The organism is Vibrio stylophorae, assembly GCF_921293875.1.
In the GTDB taxonomy this organism is placed as follows: Bacteria; Pseudomonadota; Gammaproteobacteria; order Enterobacterales; family Vibrionaceae; genus Vibrio_A; species Vibrio_A stylophorae.
This window is the reverse complement of the sequence record NZ_CAKLDI010000002.1, coordinates 394,117-412,841: the sequence shown is the minus strand read 5'-3', so window position 1 is coordinate 412,841 and position 18,725 is coordinate 394,117. Positions and strand designations below refer to the sequence as shown.

The 18,725-nt window shown below is 47.2% G+C and carries 21 protein-coding genes; 14 read left to right on the top strand and 7 right to left on the bottom strand.

What is annotated here, in order from left to right; all coding sequences use genetic code 11:
• Positions 1-130: 130 nt before the first annotated feature.
• Positions 131-1,441 carry a tetratricopeptide repeat protein gene (locus L9P36_RS15550; RefSeq protein ID WP_237468544.1) on the top strand — a complete coding sequence of 437 codons (1,311 nt, stop codon included), beginning with the start codon at positions 131-133 and terminating at the stop codon, positions 1,439-1,441.
• A gap of 106 nt (positions 1,442-1,547) precedes the next feature.
• Here L9P36_RS15550 and L9P36_RS15545 read toward each other — a convergent pair whose 3' ends face one another.
• The gene (locus L9P36_RS15545; protein WP_237468543.1) at positions 1,548-2,267 is read right to left on the bottom strand and encodes an SDR family oxidoreductase; all 720 of its coding nucleotides are present in this window, start codon (positions 2,265-2,267) and stop codon (positions 1,548-1,550) included.
• Between the two features lie 177 nt (positions 2,268-2,444).
• Between L9P36_RS15545 and L9P36_RS15540 the strand changes: the two genes are divergently transcribed.
• Positions 2,445-3,359 carry a LysR family transcriptional regulator gene (locus L9P36_RS15540; RefSeq protein WP_237468541.1) on the top strand — a complete coding sequence of 305 codons (915 nt, stop codon included), beginning with the start codon at positions 2,445-2,447 and terminating at the stop codon, positions 3,357-3,359.
• A 55-nt stretch (positions 3,360-3,414) separates the two neighbouring features.
• Positions 3,415-4,065 carry an HAD family hydrolase gene (locus tag L9P36_RS15535; RefSeq protein ID WP_237468539.1) on the top strand — a complete coding sequence of 217 codons (651 nt, stop codon included), beginning with the start codon at positions 3,415-3,417 and terminating at the stop codon, positions 4,063-4,065.
• Positions 4,066-4,215: 150 nt separating this feature from the next.
• Here the strand turns inward: L9P36_RS15535 and L9P36_RS15530 are convergent, their stop codons facing one another.
• Entirely contained in the window at positions 4,216-4,872 is a 657-nt protein-coding gene (locus tag L9P36_RS15530; protein ID WP_237468537.1) for an NAD(P)H-dependent oxidoreductase, read from the bottom strand.
• 277 nt (positions 4,873-5,149) lie between these two features.
• On the opposite strand from L9P36_RS15530, the gene L9P36_RS15525 reads away from it, so the two are divergent.
• The 5 genes from L9P36_RS15525 (at position 5,150) to L9P36_RS15505 (ending at position 8,058) form a co-directional block, all read left to right on the top strand.
• Positions 5,150-5,710, top strand: a complete 561-nt coding sequence (locus L9P36_RS15525; protein WP_237468535.1) for a cytochrome b/b6 domain-containing protein — start codon at positions 5,150-5,152, stop codon at positions 5,708-5,710.
• Positions 5,711-5,772: 62 nt separating this feature from the next.
• Positions 5,773-6,330, top strand: coding sequence for a CPBP family glutamic-type intramembrane protease (locus L9P36_RS15520; RefSeq protein WP_237468533.1), 558 nt, complete (start codon positions 5,773-5,775; stop codon positions 6,328-6,330).
• A 147-nt stretch (positions 6,331-6,477) separates the two neighbouring features.
• On the top strand, positions 6,478-7,134 hold the full coding sequence (locus L9P36_RS15515; protein ID WP_237468532.1) for a sugar O-acetyltransferase: 657 nt from the start codon (positions 6,478-6,480) through the stop codon (positions 7,132-7,134).
• Positions 7,131-7,625 (top strand): toxin-antitoxin system YwqK family antitoxin, encoded by a 495-nt coding sequence (locus L9P36_RS15510; RefSeq protein WP_237468530.1) that lies wholly within the window; start codon positions 7,131-7,133, stop codon positions 7,623-7,625. Before L9P36_RS15515 ends, L9P36_RS15510 begins: the two co-directional genes overlap by 4 nt.
• A gap of 73 nt (positions 7,626-7,698) precedes the next feature.
• The gene (locus L9P36_RS15505) at positions 7,699-8,058 is read left to right on the top strand and encodes a hypothetical protein (protein WP_237468528.1); all 360 of its coding nucleotides are present in this window, start codon (positions 7,699-7,701) and stop codon (positions 8,056-8,058) included.
• A 51-nt stretch (positions 8,059-8,109) separates the two neighbouring features.
• Here L9P36_RS15505 and L9P36_RS15500 read toward each other — a convergent pair whose 3' ends face one another.
• From L9P36_RS15500 to L9P36_RS15480, 5 genes are all read right to left on the bottom strand, one after another.
• A complete protein-coding gene (locus L9P36_RS15500) occupies positions 8,110-8,925 on the bottom strand; it encodes a GIY-YIG nuclease family protein (protein WP_237468526.1) in 816 nt (271 codons plus the stop codon).
• A gap of 57 nt (positions 8,926-8,982) precedes the next feature.
• The gene (locus L9P36_RS15495) at positions 8,983-9,267 is read right to left on the bottom strand and encodes a hypothetical protein (protein WP_237468524.1); all 285 of its coding nucleotides are present in this window, start codon (positions 9,265-9,267) and stop codon (positions 8,983-8,985) included.
• Between the two features lie 159 nt (positions 9,268-9,426).
• Positions 9,427-10,437: an OmpA family protein gene (locus tag L9P36_RS15490; RefSeq protein WP_237468522.1), complete on the bottom strand. Its 1,011-nt coding sequence runs from the start codon at positions 10,435-10,437 to the stop codon at positions 9,427-9,429.
• A complete protein-coding gene (locus L9P36_RS15485) occupies positions 10,434-11,195 on the bottom strand; it encodes a flagellar motor protein (protein ID WP_237468520.1) in 762 nt (253 codons plus the stop codon). Before L9P36_RS15485 ends, L9P36_RS15490 begins: the two co-directional genes overlap by 4 nt.
• Before the next feature lie 134 nt (positions 11,196-11,329).
• Positions 11,330-12,196, bottom strand: a complete 867-nt coding sequence (locus L9P36_RS15480; protein ID WP_237468518.1) for a LysR family transcriptional regulator — start codon at positions 12,194-12,196, stop codon at positions 11,330-11,332.
• A 97-nt stretch (positions 12,197-12,293) separates the two neighbouring features.
• On the opposite strand from L9P36_RS15480, the gene L9P36_RS15475 reads away from it, so the two are divergent.
• The 6 genes from L9P36_RS15475 (at position 12,294) to proX (ending at position 18,708) form a co-directional block, all read left to right on the top strand.
• Positions 12,294-13,361 (top strand): HlyD family secretion protein, encoded by a 1,068-nt coding sequence (locus L9P36_RS15475; RefSeq protein ID WP_237468517.1) that lies wholly within the window; start codon positions 12,294-12,296, stop codon positions 13,359-13,361.
• A gap of 42 nt (positions 13,362-13,403) precedes the next feature.
• Complete coding sequence (locus tag L9P36_RS15470; RefSeq protein ID WP_435532790.1) at positions 13,404-14,402, top strand: DUF2955 domain-containing protein; 999 nt, start codon at positions 13,404-13,406, stop codon at positions 14,400-14,402.
• 62 nt (positions 14,403-14,464) lie between these two features.
• A complete protein-coding gene (locus L9P36_RS15465; protein ID WP_237468514.1) occupies positions 14,465-14,908 on the top strand; it encodes a YaiI/YqxD family protein in 444 nt (147 codons plus the stop codon).
• Between the two features lie 375 nt (positions 14,909-15,283).
• Positions 15,284-16,471: a glycine betaine/L-proline ABC transporter ATP-binding protein ProV gene (gene proV / locus L9P36_RS15460; protein WP_237468512.1), complete on the top strand. Its 1,188-nt coding sequence runs from the start codon at positions 15,284-15,286 to the stop codon at positions 16,469-16,471.
• Positions 16,472-16,474: 3 nt separating this feature from the next.
• The gene (gene proW / locus L9P36_RS15455; protein WP_237468509.1) at positions 16,475-17,710 is read left to right on the top strand and encodes a glycine betaine/L-proline ABC transporter permease ProW; all 1,236 of its coding nucleotides are present in this window, start codon (positions 16,475-16,477) and stop codon (positions 17,708-17,710) included.
• On the top strand, positions 17,707-18,708 hold the full coding sequence (gene proX / locus L9P36_RS15450) for a glycine betaine/L-proline ABC transporter substrate-binding protein ProX (protein WP_237468507.1): 1,002 nt from the start codon (positions 17,707-17,709) through the stop codon (positions 18,706-18,708). The genes proW and proX overlap by 4 nt, the downstream gene beginning before the upstream one ends.
• The last annotated feature ends 17 nt before the right edge of the window (positions 18,709-18,725 follow it).

Here is an 18,725-nt window from a genome sequence, read left to right as displayed (position 1 = left end):
TTTGAGGTGAGAGTGACGTTATTTTAAATGCGCGGCAACAAAGTGATTGAAAATAAAGCAGTAATTGAGCGCAAAACATGTTCAAATAGCTGGCGATTCAATCGATTTAAAGCAGATGTAGGGATATTGAATGAAAGATATCAAATTGGCGTTGATGATGTTTGCGCTGTGGATGCTTGCGGGGTGTCAAAGCACGCAAAGTCTGCACACAGCGAAAGCGCTCAATGAACTCGAAGTGTCACTGCAACAGGCCAACTATACGCAGGTTCAAGCGATTGCAGAAAAGGCTCAGCAGGGTGATGCCAAAGCGCAATTTGAAATGGGATATCTTTCAATTATCGAGGCGTTTCCTGAGAACACCTACCTTGATGCATTTGATTGGATCATGGCATCGGCTCAGCAAGGTTATGCCCATGCACAATATTATGCGGGACTGTTTTATTTAGACGATGAAATTGCACCACCTGATTTAACCAGTGCCCAATATTGGTTAGAACTTGCCGCTGCGCAGCAGCACACGCCCGCGATGTATGAACTGGCGACCCTGTATAGCTATTTTCGTCCGCAAATGGGGTTACCCATGGACTCAGAGAAAACCATCTATTGGCTGAAACAAGCGGCGGCGCTCAATTTAGTGGATGCGCAATATGATTTAGCGCGTTTTTATCTTTATGGGGTGCATGGGCTTGAGAAAAACCATGCGCAAGCTATGCATTGGATTGCGAAGCTGCAACAAATACAGGATCCACGCGGTAACTATCTATTGGGGCTTGATCATTATTTGGGGCTGACACAAGCCGTGAATGAGCAAGCGGGGCTGAAATATCTTCACCTTTCAGCTGATCAAGACTATGCGCCAGCGCAATATGATTTAGCGCTGCACTATTTTGAGCATCATGAGCCGCAAATCGCTTTTAATTGGGCAACCCGCGCGGCGCAGTCTCAGGATCCAGACGCGCTGTTGATGCTCGGGCGTTTTTATTTCAGTGGCACCAGTGTCGAAGTGGACCGCGCAAAGGCGCTTTCATTATTTCATCAAGCTGCGGATTTAGGATTACCCGAAGCGCAAACCTTGGTGGTGTTATTTGATTTAGAAAACGCGAAGACGAGTGAGCAAAAACGAGCCGCAGTTGAGAGATTACGACAGCAAGCGAAGGCGCATAATCCCCATGCACAAGAGGAGATGATGCTGCTCTATTTTACGCAAGATCCCAAGCATGCATCAGACGCTGAGCAATTTGTGTCCTTAGAGCATGCTTTTATGTGGGCGGTGATCTTAAAACAGCACCCAGATTTCAGTGAGATGAGTGAGCGTTCGCGGCAAAAATTGACTGCAGCTATCAAGCGATTTAATCGACAGATAACGCTATCCAGAATTGCCACATTAATTGATACCGCAAATATTTGCGTGATTTCCAATTACCAAAAATGCCCGCTTTAATGCATTTTGTTATCTGCGATATGAAAGCAAAAAGCCCTGAAATTTCAGGGCTTTTTTATGTGATTCAGATTTAAATCGCACTAATTTACAGTGTGAAATGATGCAATTATGGCTGCTGACGTGTTGGTGCAACCATAATCTCACGGACGCACATGCCTTGTGGCTGTTGATAAGCAAATAGCACACAACGGGCGATATCATCAGCAACGAGCGCGCCGCCGATGCTGGTTTTCCAACCTTCATAACCGGTTTTGATTTCATCTGAGCTGGTGTGAGACAAAAGCTCAGTTTCAACCACACCAGGGGCAATGGTGGTCACGCGCACATTGCTATCGGCAACTTCTTCACGCACGTTTTCACTAATGGCATGTACCGCAAATTTAGTGCCGCAGTAGGCCGCGTGATCCGGGAAGGTTTTACGACCTGCAATAGAACTAATGTTGACGATGGTACCAGTTTGGCGTGCTTTCATTGGTGCAAGCACGGCTTGCATGCCGTTGAGTAGGCCAAGTACGTTGACATCAAACATACGTTTCCATTCGCTCGCATCTTGGGTGTCAATCTGACCCAGTAGCATGGCACCTGCGTTATTGACTAAACAATCCACAGGACCAAATTGGCTTTCTGCTTGGGCAATGGCTTGCTCAAGAGACGCTTTATCTGTGATATCCACTTGCGCGCAAATGGTGTTGGGTAGGTTCAGAGCCTCAAGGCGGTCAACACGACGTGCAAGCAACAAAAGCGCATGGCCTTCATCGCTAAAACGTTTTGCAATGGCAGCACCGATACCTGAGCTTGCACCTGTGATCACAACTAATGGTTTCATTTGATAATTCCTATCTAAATTGCCGAGGCAATAAGTTGATATCTGAACGCTTTCACACTTGATAAGCATCTTTTGCATTGGGTAAGCATCTTAGGCGAAAGAGCGTTTGTTGATATATAGCAATTGAGTCAAAATACTGTTGTTCATTGGCAACAATAAAATGGCTGAACTGACCGAATGATAGACCAGATTTCTTTGACTGATATTCGTGCTTTTGTGCGTGTGGCTGAGCTTGGTAATTTCACCAAAGCCGCTGAGGTGCTTGCGGTGTCGCGCTCCCATATTTCACGGCAAATGCAATCCCTCGAGCAGCAATTAGGGGTGAGTTTAATGGTGCGAACCACCCGAACCATGCGCTTGACGCCAGCCGGTGAGCAGCTGTTTGATGCCTGTAAATTAGCGCTCAAGCAATTGGAGCAGGGGGTGCTGGCTGCGGTGGATGATAGCAGTCAAATGAGTGGACAAATTCGCGTGAACTGTGTTGGTGGCCCTATTGGCGAGGGGATCATTACTGATGCGATCAGTGCCTTTTTAATTCAGCATCCCAAGGTGCAAATTGAGCTCGATTTTTCCAGCCCGCGAATTGATTTAATTGCCGATCAATTTGATATCGCTTTTCGCATGGGCGATCTCGATGATGCGGGTTTTATTGCCAAACCTTTATCCATGATTGAAATGGTCACGCTGGCTAGTCCCCATTATTTGGCGCAATATGGCGCGCCGCAATCGCCCAAAGATCTGCGTCAGCATCGCTGCCTCACTGGTAGCGTGACGCGCTGGCGTTTTCAGCATAAACAGGATGCCTCCCAGAGCCAAGAGCTGGTGGTCAGTGGGCCATTTTATTGTAAAAATGGCCGCAGCATTGTTGCTTCAGCAAAGGCGGGCTTAGGGATTATTCGTGTGCCATCCATCTATTGTCCTGAGCTGATTGAAAGCGGTGAATTGGTACCTGTGATGCCTGATTGGCTGATCCCAGCTGTGCCATTTTCGGCGATTTTCCATCGTCAGCGATATCAGCCGAAACGGCTTCGCGCGCTCATCGATTTTGTGGCGAAATTCGTACATGACAGGCATGCCAATCTCATGAGTTAACTAGCGCCGCCTACCTAGATATGGGACAATGCACCGTTTTTTACGGGAGAGCTTCATGCATTTTCAAGCTGCAATTTTTGATATGGATGGCTTGCTGCTCGATACTGAGCGCGTTTGTATGCGCGTCTTTAAAGCAGCTTGCGAACAGTTAGAACTACCTTTTGATGACGTTGTTTATCGTTCTATGATTGGCTGCAATGCCGTGGATATTCAACGCATTTTCACTGAATTTTACGGTGATGATTACCAGCGTATTCATGACACCTGGCGTCCTGCATATAATGCCGTGGTGCTGCATGAAGCTATTCCAGTGAAAACCGGTGTACTCGCCTTGCTTGACTGGCTCAAAGCGCAGGGTGTTCCAATGGCGGTTGCGACCTCAACAAGTCGCGATGTGGCTGAGGTGAAGCTGGAACTGGCTGGTTTAACGCCTTATTTTGATTCCATCTCAACGGGAGATGAGGTCAAACATGGTAAGCCACATCCTGAGATTTATCTGCTCGCCGCAGAGCGTTTGGGTGTTGATCCAACGCAGTGCATCGCATTTGAAGACTCCAACAATGGCACACGCGCAGCAATGGCTGCGGGAATGCAAACTTTCCAAATTCCTGATTTAGTCGAGCCAAGTGATGAGGTTCGCGCTTTGGGTCACATCGTCTTGCCGTCTATGGAGCAAGTGCTCGAGCAGCTCAAACAAGCCGCATAATCTGCGCGATCAATGATGCTTGATCCCTTGATGCAAAAAAGCCACGCAATTGCGTGGCTTTTTTATTGCTTTTCGACCGCTGCTTCGTGCGGCGTGAAACTTCCTTTATAGAAAGTCCCTTTATCAAGAGCGCCTTTATAGAGGTCCCTTTTATAGGGTCGTGACCACTGCTTCAAGCGGTAGACGCGCCTTTGGACGGCCATGGTTATAGTCTTCACCGTCTTTGTGATAACCAATGGCCACTGCAACTTGGCAGATATGACCATCGAGTTGATCTTTAAAGGTTTCGCCAATGAGCTCACTGTCGATCCCTTCCATCGGTGTTGAATCAATACCCAAACGCGCCAGTGTGTGCAGTAAATTGCCAAGCGCAATATAAACCTGTGCCTTGGTCCAGTTACCGTTAAAGCCCGTTTCGTCGGTATTCGCCTGCGCAAACGCATAGGCACCCATAAAGGTGTCATACATCTCTGCGGGTAGGTGACCTGAGCTCACTTCAGCATCGACGCGTTTGGCGAATTTGTCTTTGCTGAAATATGGGTCATAGGCCATTAGCACTGTGTGTGAGGCCGCTTTGGCATGCGGCTGATTGAACTGATGCTTATTGGCAAAGGTGTCATGGAATTTTTGTTTGGCATCGTCGGAAGCCAAAATAATAAATTTCCATGGTTGTGAATTGATGGATGACGCAGATAAACGCAGCGCTTCTTCAATCACGGCCATATCTTCATGGCTAATGTGCTTGTCGGCATCAAATTTTTTGGTGGTGTAACGAACGTTAAGGTCGCGAATGATTGGATGCGTCATACCCATTTCCTCTGAAATCATCAATAAATCGTCAAGCGCCAAGGTAACCAGAAAGGTCGCGCTTTGACATTGGCAAGCATCCTATCAGGATAGCTTGAATCGATAACCTGCGTGGATGATGAATGACTTTCAAATTTTTTTTGATAATAAGACTGGATTGTATCGCTGATTCAAGATTGGCAATTTTGTGAGACAGTTGTGATCAAGCCTCAATACGCCGCGGATAGGCGAGGGCTTATCTATCCTTTATGCTGAGCAAAAAACAGGAATATGAATCATGTTGAATCAATTAAAATCTGGATTAAAAGTACTGTTTGAGCGCCTGCCACGTGGGGAAGTCCATTTTCACCATCTGATTTTGCTACTGGTACTTGGCCAATTGCTGTCTTCTTTTTTTATCCATATTCATGCTGATACACCTTGGTCGCAAATTACCGCGACGGGCTGGTATCATATGGTAGCCGGTTTAACCTTAACGCTTTTTGCGCTACTTTTTTTCGCAAAAGTGTATCTGCGCCGTGGTTCTCAGGATCTTTACCCATGGCTAGGTGGTCATTGGCAGCAAATTATTGCCGACCTCAAGCAGTTGAAAGCTATGCGCCTGCCTGAGCCTGTACCTGGTGGCCTTGCGGCAACAGTTGAAGGTTTGGGGTTGTTAGCGCTGCTATTGGCAGTGGCAACGGGCGCGCTTTGGTTTGTGGTCGCGCAAATGGGGTTTGACTCTGCGCTTTTATTAAGTATTCATAAAACCGCAGTGGGCGCAATTGAGCTTTATTTCTATGGACATGGCGGCTTTGCCTTACTTCACTTGCTGCATTGGTGGCGACAACAAGGGTAAATCAATCGTTCATGAAATCGGACTTAAGATAACAAAAGACAACAACGGCAAGGATGCTCGTGATGCTTCAATATTTCCGCAATCATTTTTCATATCATCGTTCTCTATTTTCTAACCCGTGGTGGCGACAAGCGTTGACCACCTCACCGCTCAATCAGGCTCGCCTTTGGTTGCCTATGGCGCTGCTATACGCGTTACTGGCATTGGCCATTGGTTATGTCAGTCAGCTTTTTCAATGGCAGCCCATTTCACCTCGCGCGCATTGGTGGTTGATCCTCACGCTGTTTGTTTTTCCTTGCGTGCTGGAAGAGGGATTTTTCCGCTATCTGCTGTTAACGCCAGTGCTTGAGCGCTCCGCCGGCAAACAAGTGGGGATGGCGCTGCTGAGTAGCGCACTCTTTGTGTTGTGGCACCCGCTGAATGCATGGCTTTGGAACCCAACGGCCCAGCCCTTTTTCTACAATTTCGCCTTTTTAACCATTGTATTTTGCCTTGGCCTTTGCTGCGCCTATGGCTATTTCAAAAGCCGCAGTTTTTGGGTGCCAGTACTGATTCACTGGTGGACAGTACTGGTGTGGGTCTTTTTGCTTTCAGGGCATAATTTGCTTAAAGCCGCATAATGTTCCCAGCCATCGGGGCATGGTTGAAAGGCTGAATGAGAACAAAAAGATGAGAAGCAAAGATGGCAGCGAATTATGATGGCAATTACAGATTCAAAATTTTCACTGTGTTAGATTGATTTTTTAAGTAAATCAACGGAATGAAGTATGTCTGACGAAGCGAAAAAAGTAGACAAACGACACAGCCAAAATGTGTATGACTGCGGTGATGCCGCCTTGATTCAAGAGCAACAAAACTGCCTAGAACTGCTTTATGATTTTAACCAAACGCGTCCCTCGCAAGTGGAGTTTCGTCAGCAACTGATGGAGCGAATTTTTGCCAGCGTTGGCAAGGATTGTTATATCGAGCCGCCGCTACGTGCCAATTGGGGCAAACATACCCATTTGGGTCATTGTGTGTATGCCAATTTCAATTTAACGCTGGTGGATGACACCCATGTCTATATTGGCGACCATGTGATGATTGGTCCCAATGTCACACTGGCCACTGCTGGCCATCCCATTGAGCCTTCATTGCGTCAACAAATTACTCAGTTCAATTTACCCATTCATATTGGTAACAATGTGTGGATTGGCGGCCATAGCATCGTTTTGCCGGGCATCACCATTGGCGAGAATAGCGTGATTGGTGCTGGTAGTGTGGTGACTAAAGATATTCCCGCCAATGTGGTCGCTGTGGGTAATCCATGTCGCGTATTGCGCGAGATTAATGATTATGATCGCCAGTTTTTTGCCAAAGGCCGTGCCTATGACGCCGAGATGCAAGCCAAGATGAATGCCCTAGCTATGGTGGAAACTGAGTGAAACCCGTCAAACTCAAATGGACCATCAAAGGCAAGTTTGAGGTGGTATACACCGGTACTCTAAAAGCGATGCAGCGCTATAGTGGCGCTGCCAAACTTTATCATCGTGATAGTTTGTATGCGCAAGGTGAGTGTGACAATGGCCTGAAAGTCGGGTTTTGGCAGCACTACCATGGCAATGGCCAAGTGATGCTGGAAGGTAGCTATGATGCGCAGGGTCTAGAGCATGGCTGCTGGCAGCTCTTTTATGATGATGGTCAGCTCAATGAGATCGATTATTTTGACCATGGCCGCCGAGTAGGTGAGAGCCAATCTTTCTATCAAAGCGGTGAGTTGAGGCATCACTATTGGTATGACGACCAAGGACGTACCGCACTTGCTAAAAGCTACTATCGAAGTGGCCAACTACGTCACCTGCAAGAGATGCAGAAGGGGCGTTTGGTTAATGAAACCTATTTCAAGGCAGATGGCAGCGTGTGGACTGCGATTTGATTAAAGCTTACGAACCAAGCACACGGCATTAAAATCAATAATGCACAAAGCAACGCATTATGTAAGAGTTTTTATGAAAACAAAGAAGCAAAGCTTACCCTTCAAAGGATTATTGCGAGTGATGTTGGCCACCCTATCGATGATGCTGATGGGGTGCGCACAAACGGTGGCGGATAAGCCGCAGGTTGAGTCAACATCGACCATGCCAGAAAACTATCAACCCAAGGTATGGGTCACCACAGCTGGAGAGCCTGTGTCAGCGGCAGAAATCGAGACAGCCGCGCAGCAATGCCGACTGCAAGAGGCCGCGTTTCGCGTCGCAAATCCAGTTAGTGAGCATGATTTTCACGAAGCCCTGCAGATCTTGCAAAAGGGCGGTAGCTGCATGAAGGCTTTGGGGTACATCCTTGTGGATGTGAAGCCAGCAGATTAAGAGATAGAGCGCGGATTGATTACACTGCTTTTAGCTCGTTTATCTAGTGCCCTAGTTTCTGTTGTAGCCATGCTCTTTACTACACAATACTGTTTTCCAATATTGTTCTCGCGCAATAATTGAGACTTTATCAGTATGATAATCGGCAATTTCTAAGACAGAATATTGAAAGTTGTTTGCGTACTCATAACCTTTTTCACTTAGTAACGCTATCAACTCTTTGTTTCCACCATGTCCACTTAAGGAATAATCACACCATCTTTGCCAAATCCCCTTATCACCTGTTGCACTACCAACATAAAGCTTACCGCTCAATCTGTCGGTAATGAGATAAATTCCAGAAACAGAGGATAACGCGGACTTCCACGAATCAATTTCTTGTGAAACGATAAGATCGAGGATTTCTTTACTAATTAAGCAATCTTGGTAACCAGAGAACTCCTTAACGGCCATTCTTTTAGGCAGTAATTCTAGAACTGATATTTTTTCAGACCAATTCTCTGCTAAAAGATATGATTGCCTACCTGATCGTGTAAATTGAACTATCAATCTACCAGATAAGCACTTGGTTTCACTGATCTCTTGAGTTGAATAATAGTGACATTGCTCATTATCTATATACTCACAACTTAGAGGTCGATAACATCCAGCAAACAACCATCTGTCATGTCCCGGCAGTTGAATCAATGACACAATAAATTTTCTTTCAAAGTTGCGCTTAGATTGCCAGCGTTGCCATTCTTCAAATTTTCCGCTCAAAAATTCATCAAGTGGATCTTTTTCCCCATTCCATACAGCCAAATGAATTTTACAATTTGTATTTTTAAGCTCTTTGAAAGAAAGAGAAATAATATCAAATAGTTGCATATATACTCACCATTAAAAAGCAGCAGACTGTTCGGGGCTGTGGGACTACTTTTTAGATTAAATTTCATCAGAAATTAAAGCTAAAAGCGCTTCGCCATCGAGTAGTACTTCTGAGTGAATCAGTTCTGGGGCAATACAGTTCGATTCATATCCAGATGGCATGTGATTTTTCTTTGGATCGCTACTTACAACCCATGATGCAAATGGGCGTGGTTGACCGAGATATTGACTGACTGCAACTGCAGGTATTGATAAGACTTCTGCGAGTGCTTTATATGTGGCCCTTGTTTTCTTCATATTAAGAAAGTGCAAGATGAGTTGTACTTTTTGTTCGTTTGTCATGATATCTCCGCCATATAAAATAACAGTATAGCGTACTATATAGTAAATCGTGAAATTTCGAATAGAGCACGTATGTATCGCAAATGAAAAAAGACGTCCAAGGACGTCTTTCAATCATGATTTTGTAGTGCTGTGATTGGTTTCACCCATGACAGGCTTTTAATTATCCAGCGGCTGGCCATCTTTGAGAATCGGCGGTGGTGGTGGCATCACGCCATCTTCGCTGAGCATGGTTGGTTGCGGCGGTTGATTCACGAGATTAGTTGGCGCTGCGGATTGCGCTTTGGGCTCGGGCTTAGCTTTGCTAGCCATTGTTGGCGCTGCAACTTTGACGAGCTGGCCTTTGTCGTTGAGCATTTCGTCTTCTTGACTGGCTTTGCCCTGCATTATGGTGATCTCAACACGGCGGTTGGCGGGATCATTTTTAGGCGCAATCGGCTGGGTATCACCAACCCCTTGAACCGTGATTCGCTTGGGTGGAATGCCATGTTGTTCCATTAAAATATTGGCCACAGACACAGCGCGCAAAGCAGATAACTCAAAATTGTTACGATAGAGCTCATGGTTGGGCGGCTGTTGGTTGGTATGGCCTGTAATGGTGATTTGCCCCGGCACTTGGCTTAAGGCGCGGCCAATACTGGCAACCAGCGGGTCAAATTTTGGTTGTAAATACTCAGAGTCCGCAGCAAAGAGAATGGGCGCGGTTACGCGAATTCGTAATTGCTGACCGAGCTGTTCCACTTCAACTTCATGATTTTTGATTTCATTTTTTAAAATGGAGCGCAGTGTGGTGAGTGATTTGACCAGTGCTGAATTGGCATCTTTACTATCTTGAGCAAGATGATTTTGTGAAGCGGTTGGCAAGGGCTGCTGAATCGGGCGCAGGTTGATTTTTTCAGGCATGGGGCTGGGGTTGCCCTGAGTGCCACTGATCCCAGTGCCTTGACTAAAGATGGGATTGCCCGGCGTTCCCGCAATCAGACCACTTTGCTGCAAAGAGGCAATTAGATTATTCACCATGCTTTGGGTACTGCCTTTTTCACTCATGGCAAAGGCATAAAGCACCACAAACAGCGCAAACAGAAGCGTCATATAGTCGGCATAGGACACCAGCCAGCGTTCATGGTTTTCAGGCGCTTCCCCGCCCTGATTACGGTGTCGGCTTCTCATGCTTCACCTTCACCGGTAAATTTAGGATGCGCAACATAGTTACCAAGACGGCGTTGTAGCTCTAATTGTGAGCTGCCGCTGGCGATACAAAAAACGCCTTCACTAATCATGCGATAATAGTTCGCTTGCTCTTCTGCAAAGGCTTTGTAGCGGTTACCAAAGGGTAGGAAGACGATATTCGCAAAGGCCACACCATAAATGGTTGCCACGAAGGCCACCGCGATGCCATGACCCAGCTCTTCAGGTTTATCCAACAAGCCCATGGCGTGAATAAGGCCAAGTACCGCACCTAAAATCCCCATGGTTGGGCAGTAGCCACCCATGGCTTCATAGATTTTGGCGATCTGTTCGGTACGCTGTTTTTGGTTTTCGACTTGGCTATCCAAAATATCTAGGAGCGCTTCTCGCTCCATGCCATCGATGAGCATTTGAAGTGAGCGTTTTAAAAAGGGCTCTTCATACTTTTCAAGCTCAGTCTCTAGTGCAAGCAAGCCTTCACGACGGCTAATGGTCGCTAGGTTTTCGAGATCGCTGGCGGTACTAAAAAGGTCATAGCTTGGTGGTTTTAGAAGCCACTTTAGACGACGAAGTAAGTCACCAAAGGTGCGAAAAGGAAATTGCACCAAAACGGCGCCAATGGTCCCGCCCAATACGATTAAAAATGCAGGGCCGTTAAGTAGGGCACTCGGGTGGCCGCCTTCAATAATATTGGCGAAAAGCACAAAACCCAGTGCAACAAAAATACCGATTAAGCTCATCGATGGAGGTTTCAAAAAAGATAGGTGTCCCACATTAGCATGAATATCGAACAGCAGCCCTTTTGCAAAATAAAAATCCAAAAACAATCAGTAAACAGAAATGAACATCTTTTCTCATGGATTTTAATAAGTATTTAATTGTCTTTGAATTTGTCACGAAACATTGAAATAAGCACCTTGACGCGCTGGGGTAAGAATCGCGTTGAAGGGTAGATCAAAGTGAGGTACTGGCGCTCATGTTGATAGTGTGAAAGAACTTGGACTAGCTCACCTTGACTGAGCGCAGGCCGGCTATAAATCTGCGGCACAAAGGAAATACCAGAGCCCACTTTGGCTAGGTTGGTGAGTAAGTGTAAATCGTCAGATTTCAAGGCGATGGGAAGAATGGGTTCAATTAAATGTGCGTTATAGCGGTTGGTAAAAACGCGATGGGTTGTTAAATCATCGATCTGTTCGATGGGCGCATGCTGCGCAAGATAGTCTGGCGATGCCACAAAGTAGCAGCGATAGGGCAGCAGGCTAAATTGCACATAACTGTCATCGCTAATTTTGGCAGCGCTAGGGAGTAGTTGCATATCAAAGGCTTGGCGCTTTAAATCCACACTTTCTTGATGATTCTCTATCTCTAGCTGAATCTGCGGAAAGCGTGTGGTGTACTCGGTGATAATGCTATTGAGCGCTGCTGAGGTCATTAATGCGGATGGAATGGCGAGTCGCACGCGGCCAGTATTTTCTTGCTGTGATGATTGAATTAGCGATAAACCACGCACCAAGTGCTCAAGCGGTCCTTCGATTAAATCAAACAGCTGCTGGCCTTCATGGGTGAGTTCAATGTGGCGGGTGGTGCGAATCAAGAGTTGGCAAGCCAGCTGTTGCTCTAACGCCTGCAAGCGTCGGCTGACCTTGGAGCGTTGCAGTCCATTTTTTTGTGCGGCGGCGCCAATACCGCCATGCAGCACGGTTTGGTAAAACAGATGGAGATCATCAAGGCTGGCTTTCATTGTTCTATTTTTAGGTCATATGTGGGCTCTTTTAGATTCTAGTTGATCCAGATCACATTTTCTATAATCGCGCATCTTTCATTGCATGTGAGGTTGTATGCAGTCTGCTGAGCACAAATTTCGCCACTGGATGCGTTTATTAATTGTCCTATTTATTGCTGTATTTGCCTATGTGGTGATTGCTGATCGCGCCGTTCCCATGACCACGGAAGGACGTGTGCAGGGCTATGTGGTGCAGGTGGCGCCGCAAGTTTCAGGGCCTGTGGTTCATGTCTGGGTGCGTAATAACCAAAAAGTACGCGCAGGTGATGTGCTCTTTGAGATTGATCCGCAAAAGTATCGTTTGGCGAAAACGCGCGCGCAGCTTCAGCTTGATGCTGCGCTTGAAAAAGAGCAGACCCTCTATGCGCAAAAAGAGGTGGCAAAAGCCAACATTGCGCAAGCGCAGGCAAGCTATACCAATGCCCATCGCGAATATTTGCGTTTACAAAAGCTCTCGCATCAACATGTGATTTCGCAATCAGCTTTTGATCAAGCACGTGCCCAAAATCAAGTGACGCTCGCTGCTTTAAGTTCTGCGCGCCAAAATTTACGCAGCATTGAAGCGCAGCTTGGTGCGGGTGTAGGACAAAGCACGGCAGTACAACTAGCCAAAAACAGTTTGGCGCAGGCAGAGCTTGACCTTATCCACACTCAAGTGCGGGCACCAAGTCGCGGCGTGGTGACCAACTTGCAAGTGGATGTGGGTACCATGGCGAAGGCCAATGTGGCGATGCTCAGTTTTGTGCCTGAACATAGCTTGTGGGTAGCGGCTGATTTTCGTGAGAAATCGGTGGCGCAAGTCAATGGCCGCTATCACGCCTATGTCACTTTTGATGCCCTACCGGGAGAGGTGTTCTCCTACGATATCGCCAGCCAAGATTTTGGGGTCGCGGTGGCGCAGCAAACGGCCAACGGGGCGCTGACCAAAGTTGAAAGTAACAACCGCTGGGTGCGTGATGCGCAGCGTATTCGTGTGAATTTAAGTCAAAAACAGATGTTGCCAGCACCGTTATTTGTTGGCTCGCGTGCGACCGTGGTGCTCTATCCAGACAATGGTGGGCTGTGGTCTTGGCTTGCACGCATTCAGATTGGGCTTGCGAGCTGGTTCCACTATATCTACTAACGCGGTCAATGATATGAGTTCATGGTTTGGGGGATGGCAACGATGCAAGTGATGCGTATTTGGTTTGGCTGCACGCTGGGGATGGCGCTGAGTATGCTCTTTGGTTGGTCCTACGGTTTTTTTGCCGTGATGTTGCCTCTGTTTGTGTTAAGTCAGGTGCCGCAATTTCGCTGGCCGCTGCTAAAACAGATGTGGTGGGCGGTATTTTGCACCACCATTGAGGCCACATTGCTGATCCAAGTGTTTCAATTTCATTGGCTGCTACAGGCCATTGCGGTCGCGATTTTCCTGCTGTACCAATGTATTTTGCTTTCCTCACCGCGAACAGAGTTAAAGGGCTATGTGGGTGTGTTGGTCGGCTCCATCGTGCTCAATTTTGCCAGCTTTTCATTTTTTGATATGGAAGAGTTCAATATCAATCTTTGGATCATCGCAACGGCAAATATTGGGATCTGCGCGTTGGCTTACTATCTTTTTCCTGAACCGGTATCAAACGGCGGAGCGCTAGCTGCAAATGCAGTGCAGCAGGTGAGCGATAAACGGCGGATTACTCAGGTGGTGCTGGGCTGGAGTGTGGCCATGGTGACCTTTGTGTTATTTCAGCTGTTTGATCTCTATGATTCATTGGCAGCGCTGGCGACGGTTCTGATCATCATTAAGCCCATGACCTTTGTAGGTGCGGTCACTGTTGCGCGGGTGCGTATGTTGGGCACATTGCTTGGCTGCTTTGCTGGCCTTGTCATTCAGTTATTGCTTGGTGCTTGGTTTAGTGATGGTTTGCTGATGTGGCTGGCCTTTGTGCTCGCCACGGGGCCATTTTGCTGGTTGTTGACCAAGGGGCCGATTAAGGCAGCCATTGCATTTTCAGCCATGTCAGCATTGTCCGTACCTTTAACCACAGGCATGGTACCAGAACAAAAAGATGCCACCTTCTCAATTTTGTATCGCTTTAGCTCCATTGCCGTGGCAGTGATGTTGTCATTGCTGCTGATTTGGATGGTGCAATGTTTAATCAAGCGCGCTGAGCAGAAAATCGCGTAGGGCTTCAATGGGCTGCATGTTATGATGCGGCCATTGAAAGCTGTTGTTAGAAGTGATGTGCCATGCAAATTTGGGTTGATGCAGATGCCTGCCCAGGCGTTATTAAAACCATTTTATATCGCGCTGCTGAGCGCAAACAGGTGATGCTGACGCTGGTGGCGAATCAGAGTTTATCGGTGCCACCATCACCCTATATTCGAACCTTGCGTGTCGAAGCTGGATTCGATATCGCGGATAATGAAATCGTTCAGCGTTGTGAAGCGGCTGATTTAGTGATCACTGCGGATATTCCATTGGCTGCCGAAGTGCTAGAAAAGGGCGCGCAAGCACTGAACCCGCGCGGTGAGCTTTATACCGAGCACAATATTCGCCAGCGATTAAATATGCGAGATTTTATGGACACCATGCGCGCCAGTGGCGTTCAAACTGGTGGTCCTGCGCCTTTTAGCCAAGGTGATCGCCAAGCCTTTGCCAATGCGCTGGATAAAATTTTGGCTAAAATTTAGCGCTCATATGCAAGCCACATCTTTTGATGGATGAATACTCGTCATCTCTGTGATGAAAACGCACTCTTCGGAGTGCGTTTTTTTATGGGTGCGTTTTTCAAAGCGAGTAATCTGCATTTTTTGTGCGTATGTCTGCCTTGGTCCAAGTTTGCTTTGGCCGTAGTGATTACGACAATTTTGATGTTTCGAATTCTAACTAAAGAATAATTAAAAATAGCATGAGGCCAGTTTGTTACTGGTATTAGAGCTTGATTTTATGCTGAAAGATCGATTCAGCGATTTGATCTTTAAAACATGAATGTTTAGAGTGCATACCAATTGCGCGCGTGATTTTGATTGGATTGATAACTACGCGGGTGTAAAAAGGATGCAATTATGACAACGATGTTGGAGGTCAAAAACCTATATAAGGTGTTTGGCGACGCGCCACAGGCGGCGCTCTCATTGCTTAAACAAGGGATGAGTAAAACGGAAATCTTTGAAGAGACTGGGGCGACGATTGGCGTCCAAGATGTTTCTCTTTCTATTCAACAGGGCGAAGTCTTCGTCATCATGGGCCTGTCTGGCTCAGGTAAATCGACCTTAGTTCGCTTACTGAACCGTTTGATTGAACCCACCCAAGGCGAAGTGACATTTCGTGGTCAGGATATTGCACATATCTCTGAGCAAGCATTGCGCGATGTTCGTCGTCAGCACATGAGTATGGTGTTTCAAAATTTCGCCTTGATGCCACATATGACTGTGGTTGAAAACACCGCCTTTGGTTTGGAGCTGGCAGGTATCACGGCGGATGCGCGCAAGCAAAGCGCCATGGCGGCTTTAGCGCGCGTTGGTTTAGAGCCCTATGCGGATGCTTATCCAGACGCACTTTCTGGCGGTATGAAACAGCGTGTCGGTTTGGCGCGCGCCTTGGCCAATGATCCTGATATTTTGCTGATGGATGAAGCTTTTTCAGCGCTGGATCCCTTGATTCGTACCGAGATGCAAGATGAGCTGTTACGCCTGCAAAGTAGCGATCAGCGCACCATTGTCTTTATTTCCCATGATCTTGATGAGGCGATGCGTATCGGCGATCGCATTGCCATCATGCAAGATGGGGTGGTGGTGCAAGTGGGCACGCCCGATGAGATTTTGCATCAACCAGCCAATGACTATGTCAGCTCTTTCTTTCGCGGTGTTAATGTTGCTTCGGTATTTAGTGCAGGCGATTTGGCGCGCAAACGACCATCCGCCATTTTCAAAAAAGGCCTGCAAGATGGCCCAGCAGCAGCCCTTCAGCAGCTATTGGATCATGACCGCGAATATGGCGTGCTGCTCACACCGCAAAACCAGTTTATCGGCATGATGTCGGTGGAAGCCTTGCATCAAGCCCATAGCCAGAATCTGCCCATCGATGCCGCCGTACTAAAAAATAGCCATAGTGTTTTGCCAGAGCAGCCGATTGGTGACGTCATTGGTGATGTGGCTAAAGTGCCATATCCCTTACCCGTTGTTGATAAAGATGGTTTTTATCATGGCGTAATTAGCAAAACCCGCTTACTGCAAACATTGGATAGGGCTTAAATCATGACTGATATAACGCAAGATAATGCGCCGCTCGATCCTTGGGCGCAAACTATGGCGACCTCCGAAAATACAGTTAATGCAGAAAGTACGGTTAATGCAGAAAGTACAGTGGATGCACAAATCTCGGAGAGCGGGCAAATTGACGCTGATCCCTGGGCGAGTGCAGGGGACGCGGGTGCCAGCGCTGATCCATGGTCAGCAGACGCAGTGACAGGACAAGCCGATAGTTGGGTGTCGCATGTGACACCATCCAACGTCAGTGAACAGCCCTTTGACTGGCTCAATCCATTTGAACAATCACAGCTTCCTTTAGATAGCTGGGTCAACAGCGGGCTTGAAACGCTGGTAGAGCAAGGACGTCCTGTATTTCAGGCGATACGCCAACCCATCGATTTTATTTTGAGTCACTTTGAATATGCGCTGACGCAAATGCCAGCACCTTTGATGTTGCTGCTGATTTTTCTTTTTGTCTGGCAGCTGGTTGGCAAGCGCCTCGGGTTAATTTCCATGGTATCGATGCTTGCCATTGGCATGCTTGGCTTGTGGCAAGAAGCCATGGTGACCCTGTCATTGGTGCTCACCTCACTCTTTTTCTGTGTGCTGCTTGGATTGCCTTTGGGCATCGGCTTATCGAAATCAAATCGCGCATCGCAGTTGGTCAAACCCATATTGGATGCGATGCAAACTACGCCCGCCTTTGTCTATCTGGTTCCAGTGGTGATGCTGTTTAGTATCGGTAATGTATCAGGGGTCATTGTGACAATTATTTTCGCCCTGCCGCCGATGATTCGATTGACTATTTTGGGGATCCAGCAAGTCCCCGAAGAGCTCATTGAAGCGGGGCATGCCTTTGGCGCAAGTCGCTGGCAAATGCTCACACGCATCGAATTACCCTTAGCCATGCCAACCATTATGGCGGGTATGAACCAAACCTTAATGTTGTCACTGTCGATGGTGGTGATTGCCTCGATGATTGGTGTCGGCGGTTTGGGGCTCACCGTATATCGCAGCATGGGACAAATGGATGTCGGCATGGCTGCAGTAGGCGGACTTGGCATCGTTATTATGGCGATTTTGCTCGATCGCATTACCCAACGCTTGGGCGAAGATGGACGCGATCGCACGATGCGTTGGTATCAGCGCGGCCCAATTGGCCTGTGTTATCGCGGATTAAACCGCACTTCAAATCAACTTATTTCAGCTCAATCAATTTCAACAAAAGAGGAAGACGCATGATTGTTTCATGGAAACGCAATCTCGCGGCTGCATGTCTTGTGGCTGCTCCATTTTGGGCGCAAGCCGGTACACTCCCCGGTCAAGGGATCCAAGTACAAGGTGTACAGGGCGCCGTTGCTGAAGAAACATTTCAAACCTTAATCGTCAATAAAGCCTTGGCAGAGCTTGGCTATGAAGTTCAGCCCATCAAAGAGGTGGATTATAACGTTGGGTATGCTTCAGTGGCTTCTGGCGATGCTACTTACCTTGCGGTGGCGTGGATGCCGCTTCATATCGACAAATACAACAAGGCTGGTGGTGATGCCAAATTCTATATGAAGGGCAACTATATCACTGGTGCTGCGCAGGGTTATTTGATCGACAAAAAAACCGCTGATAAATACAAAATTACCAATATTGAGCAGTTGAAAGATCCTAAAATTGCAGCATTGTTTGATGCCAATAATGATGGCAAAGCGGACTTAACAGGTTGTAACCCAGGTTGGGGGTGTGAGTTGGTGATTGAACATCATCTCGATGCCTATGAACTTCGTGACAGTGTCACTCACAATCGAGGCAACTATGCTGCAATCATTGCAGACAGCATTGCGCGTTATAAGCAAGGTGAGCCGATTCTCTACTATACATGGACGCCTTACTGGCTCAGTGGTGTGCTAGTTCCGGGTAAAGATGTGACGTGGTTAGAAGTGCCATTTTCATCGCTACCGGGCGCGCGAGGCGATGTGGATACCAAGCTTACCAATGGCAAGAACTATGGCTTTGAGATGAATGCCATGCGCATTGTTGCCAATAAGCAATTTGCACAAGACAACCCAGCTGCGGCCAAACTATTTGAAGTGATGGCACTGCCGATCAATGCGGTGAACACGCAAAATCGCATGATGTATGAAGGGCAAAACAAACCCGCGGATGTTGAGGCCCATGCTGATGCATGGATTAAAGCCAATCGTGCATTATTTGATACATGGATTGTCGTTGCAAAGAAAGCAGCACAATAAACACACAGTGTGTAGAA

Excerpts from the sequence above, each read along its gene's own strand:
- L9P36_RS15530 (WP_237468537.1), bottom strand. The coding sequence starts at position 4,872 with ATGACGCATCCAATCATTCGCGACCTTAACGTTCGTTACACCACCAAA.
- L9P36_RS15470 (WP_435532790.1), top strand. The coding sequence starts at position 13,404 with ATGCAAGTGATGCGTATTTGGTTTGGCTGCACGCTGGGGATGGCGCTG.
- L9P36_RS15525 (WP_237468535.1), top strand. The coding sequence starts at position 5,150 with ATGTTGAATCAATTAAAATCTGGATTAAAAGTACTGTTTGAGCGCCTG.
- proV (WP_237468512.1), top strand. The coding sequence starts at position 15,284 with ATGACAACGATGTTGGAGGTCAAAAACCTATATAAGGTGTTTGGCGAC.
- L9P36_RS15520 (WP_237468533.1), top strand. The coding sequence starts at position 5,773 with ATGCTTCAATATTTCCGCAATCATTTTTCATATCATCGTTCTCTATTT.
- proX (WP_237468507.1), top strand. The coding sequence starts at position 17,707 with ATGATTGTTTCATGGAAACGCAATCTCGCGGCTGCATGTCTTGTGGCT.
- L9P36_RS15495 (WP_237468524.1), bottom strand. The coding sequence starts at position 9,267 with ATGACAAACGAACAAAAAGTACAACTCATCTTGCACTTTCTTAATATG.
- L9P36_RS15500 (WP_237468526.1), bottom strand. The coding sequence starts at position 8,925 with ATGCAACTATTTGATATTATTTCTCTTTCTTTCAAAGAGCTTAAAAAT.
- L9P36_RS15475 (WP_237468517.1), top strand. The coding sequence starts at position 12,294 with ATGCAGTCTGCTGAGCACAAATTTCGCCACTGGATGCGTTTATTAATT.
- L9P36_RS15480 (WP_237468518.1), bottom strand. The coding sequence starts at position 12,196 with ATGAAAGCCAGCCTTGATGATCTCCATCTGTTTTACCAAACCGTGCTG.
- proW (WP_237468509.1), top strand. The coding sequence starts at position 16,475 with ATGACTGATATAACGCAAGATAATGCGCCGCTCGATCCTTGGGCGCAA.
- L9P36_RS15465 (WP_237468514.1), top strand. The coding sequence starts at position 14,465 with ATGCAAATTTGGGTTGATGCAGATGCCTGCCCAGGCGTTATTAAAACC.
- L9P36_RS15490 (WP_237468522.1), bottom strand. The coding sequence starts at position 10,437 with ATGAGAAGCCGACACCGTAATCAGGGCGGGGAAGCGCCTGAAAACCAT.
- L9P36_RS15505 (WP_237468528.1), top strand. The coding sequence starts at position 7,699 with ATGAAAACAAAGAAGCAAAGCTTACCCTTCAAAGGATTATTGCGAGTG.
- L9P36_RS15485 (WP_237468520.1), bottom strand. The coding sequence starts at position 11,195 with ATGAGCTTAATCGGTATTTTTGTTGCACTGGGTTTTGTGCTTTTCGCC.
- L9P36_RS15515 (WP_237468532.1), top strand. The coding sequence starts at position 6,478 with ATGTCTGACGAAGCGAAAAAAGTAGACAAACGACACAGCCAAAATGTG.
- L9P36_RS15540 (WP_237468541.1), top strand. The coding sequence starts at position 2,445 with ATGATAGACCAGATTTCTTTGACTGATATTCGTGCTTTTGTGCGTGTG.
- L9P36_RS15550 (WP_237468544.1), top strand. The coding sequence starts at position 131 with ATGAAAGATATCAAATTGGCGTTGATGATGTTTGCGCTGTGGATGCTT.
- L9P36_RS15545 (WP_237468543.1), bottom strand. The coding sequence starts at position 2,267 with ATGAAACCATTAGTTGTGATCACAGGTGCAAGCTCAGGTATCGGTGCT.
- L9P36_RS15535 (WP_237468539.1), top strand. The coding sequence starts at position 3,415 with ATGCATTTTCAAGCTGCAATTTTTGATATGGATGGCTTGCTGCTCGAT.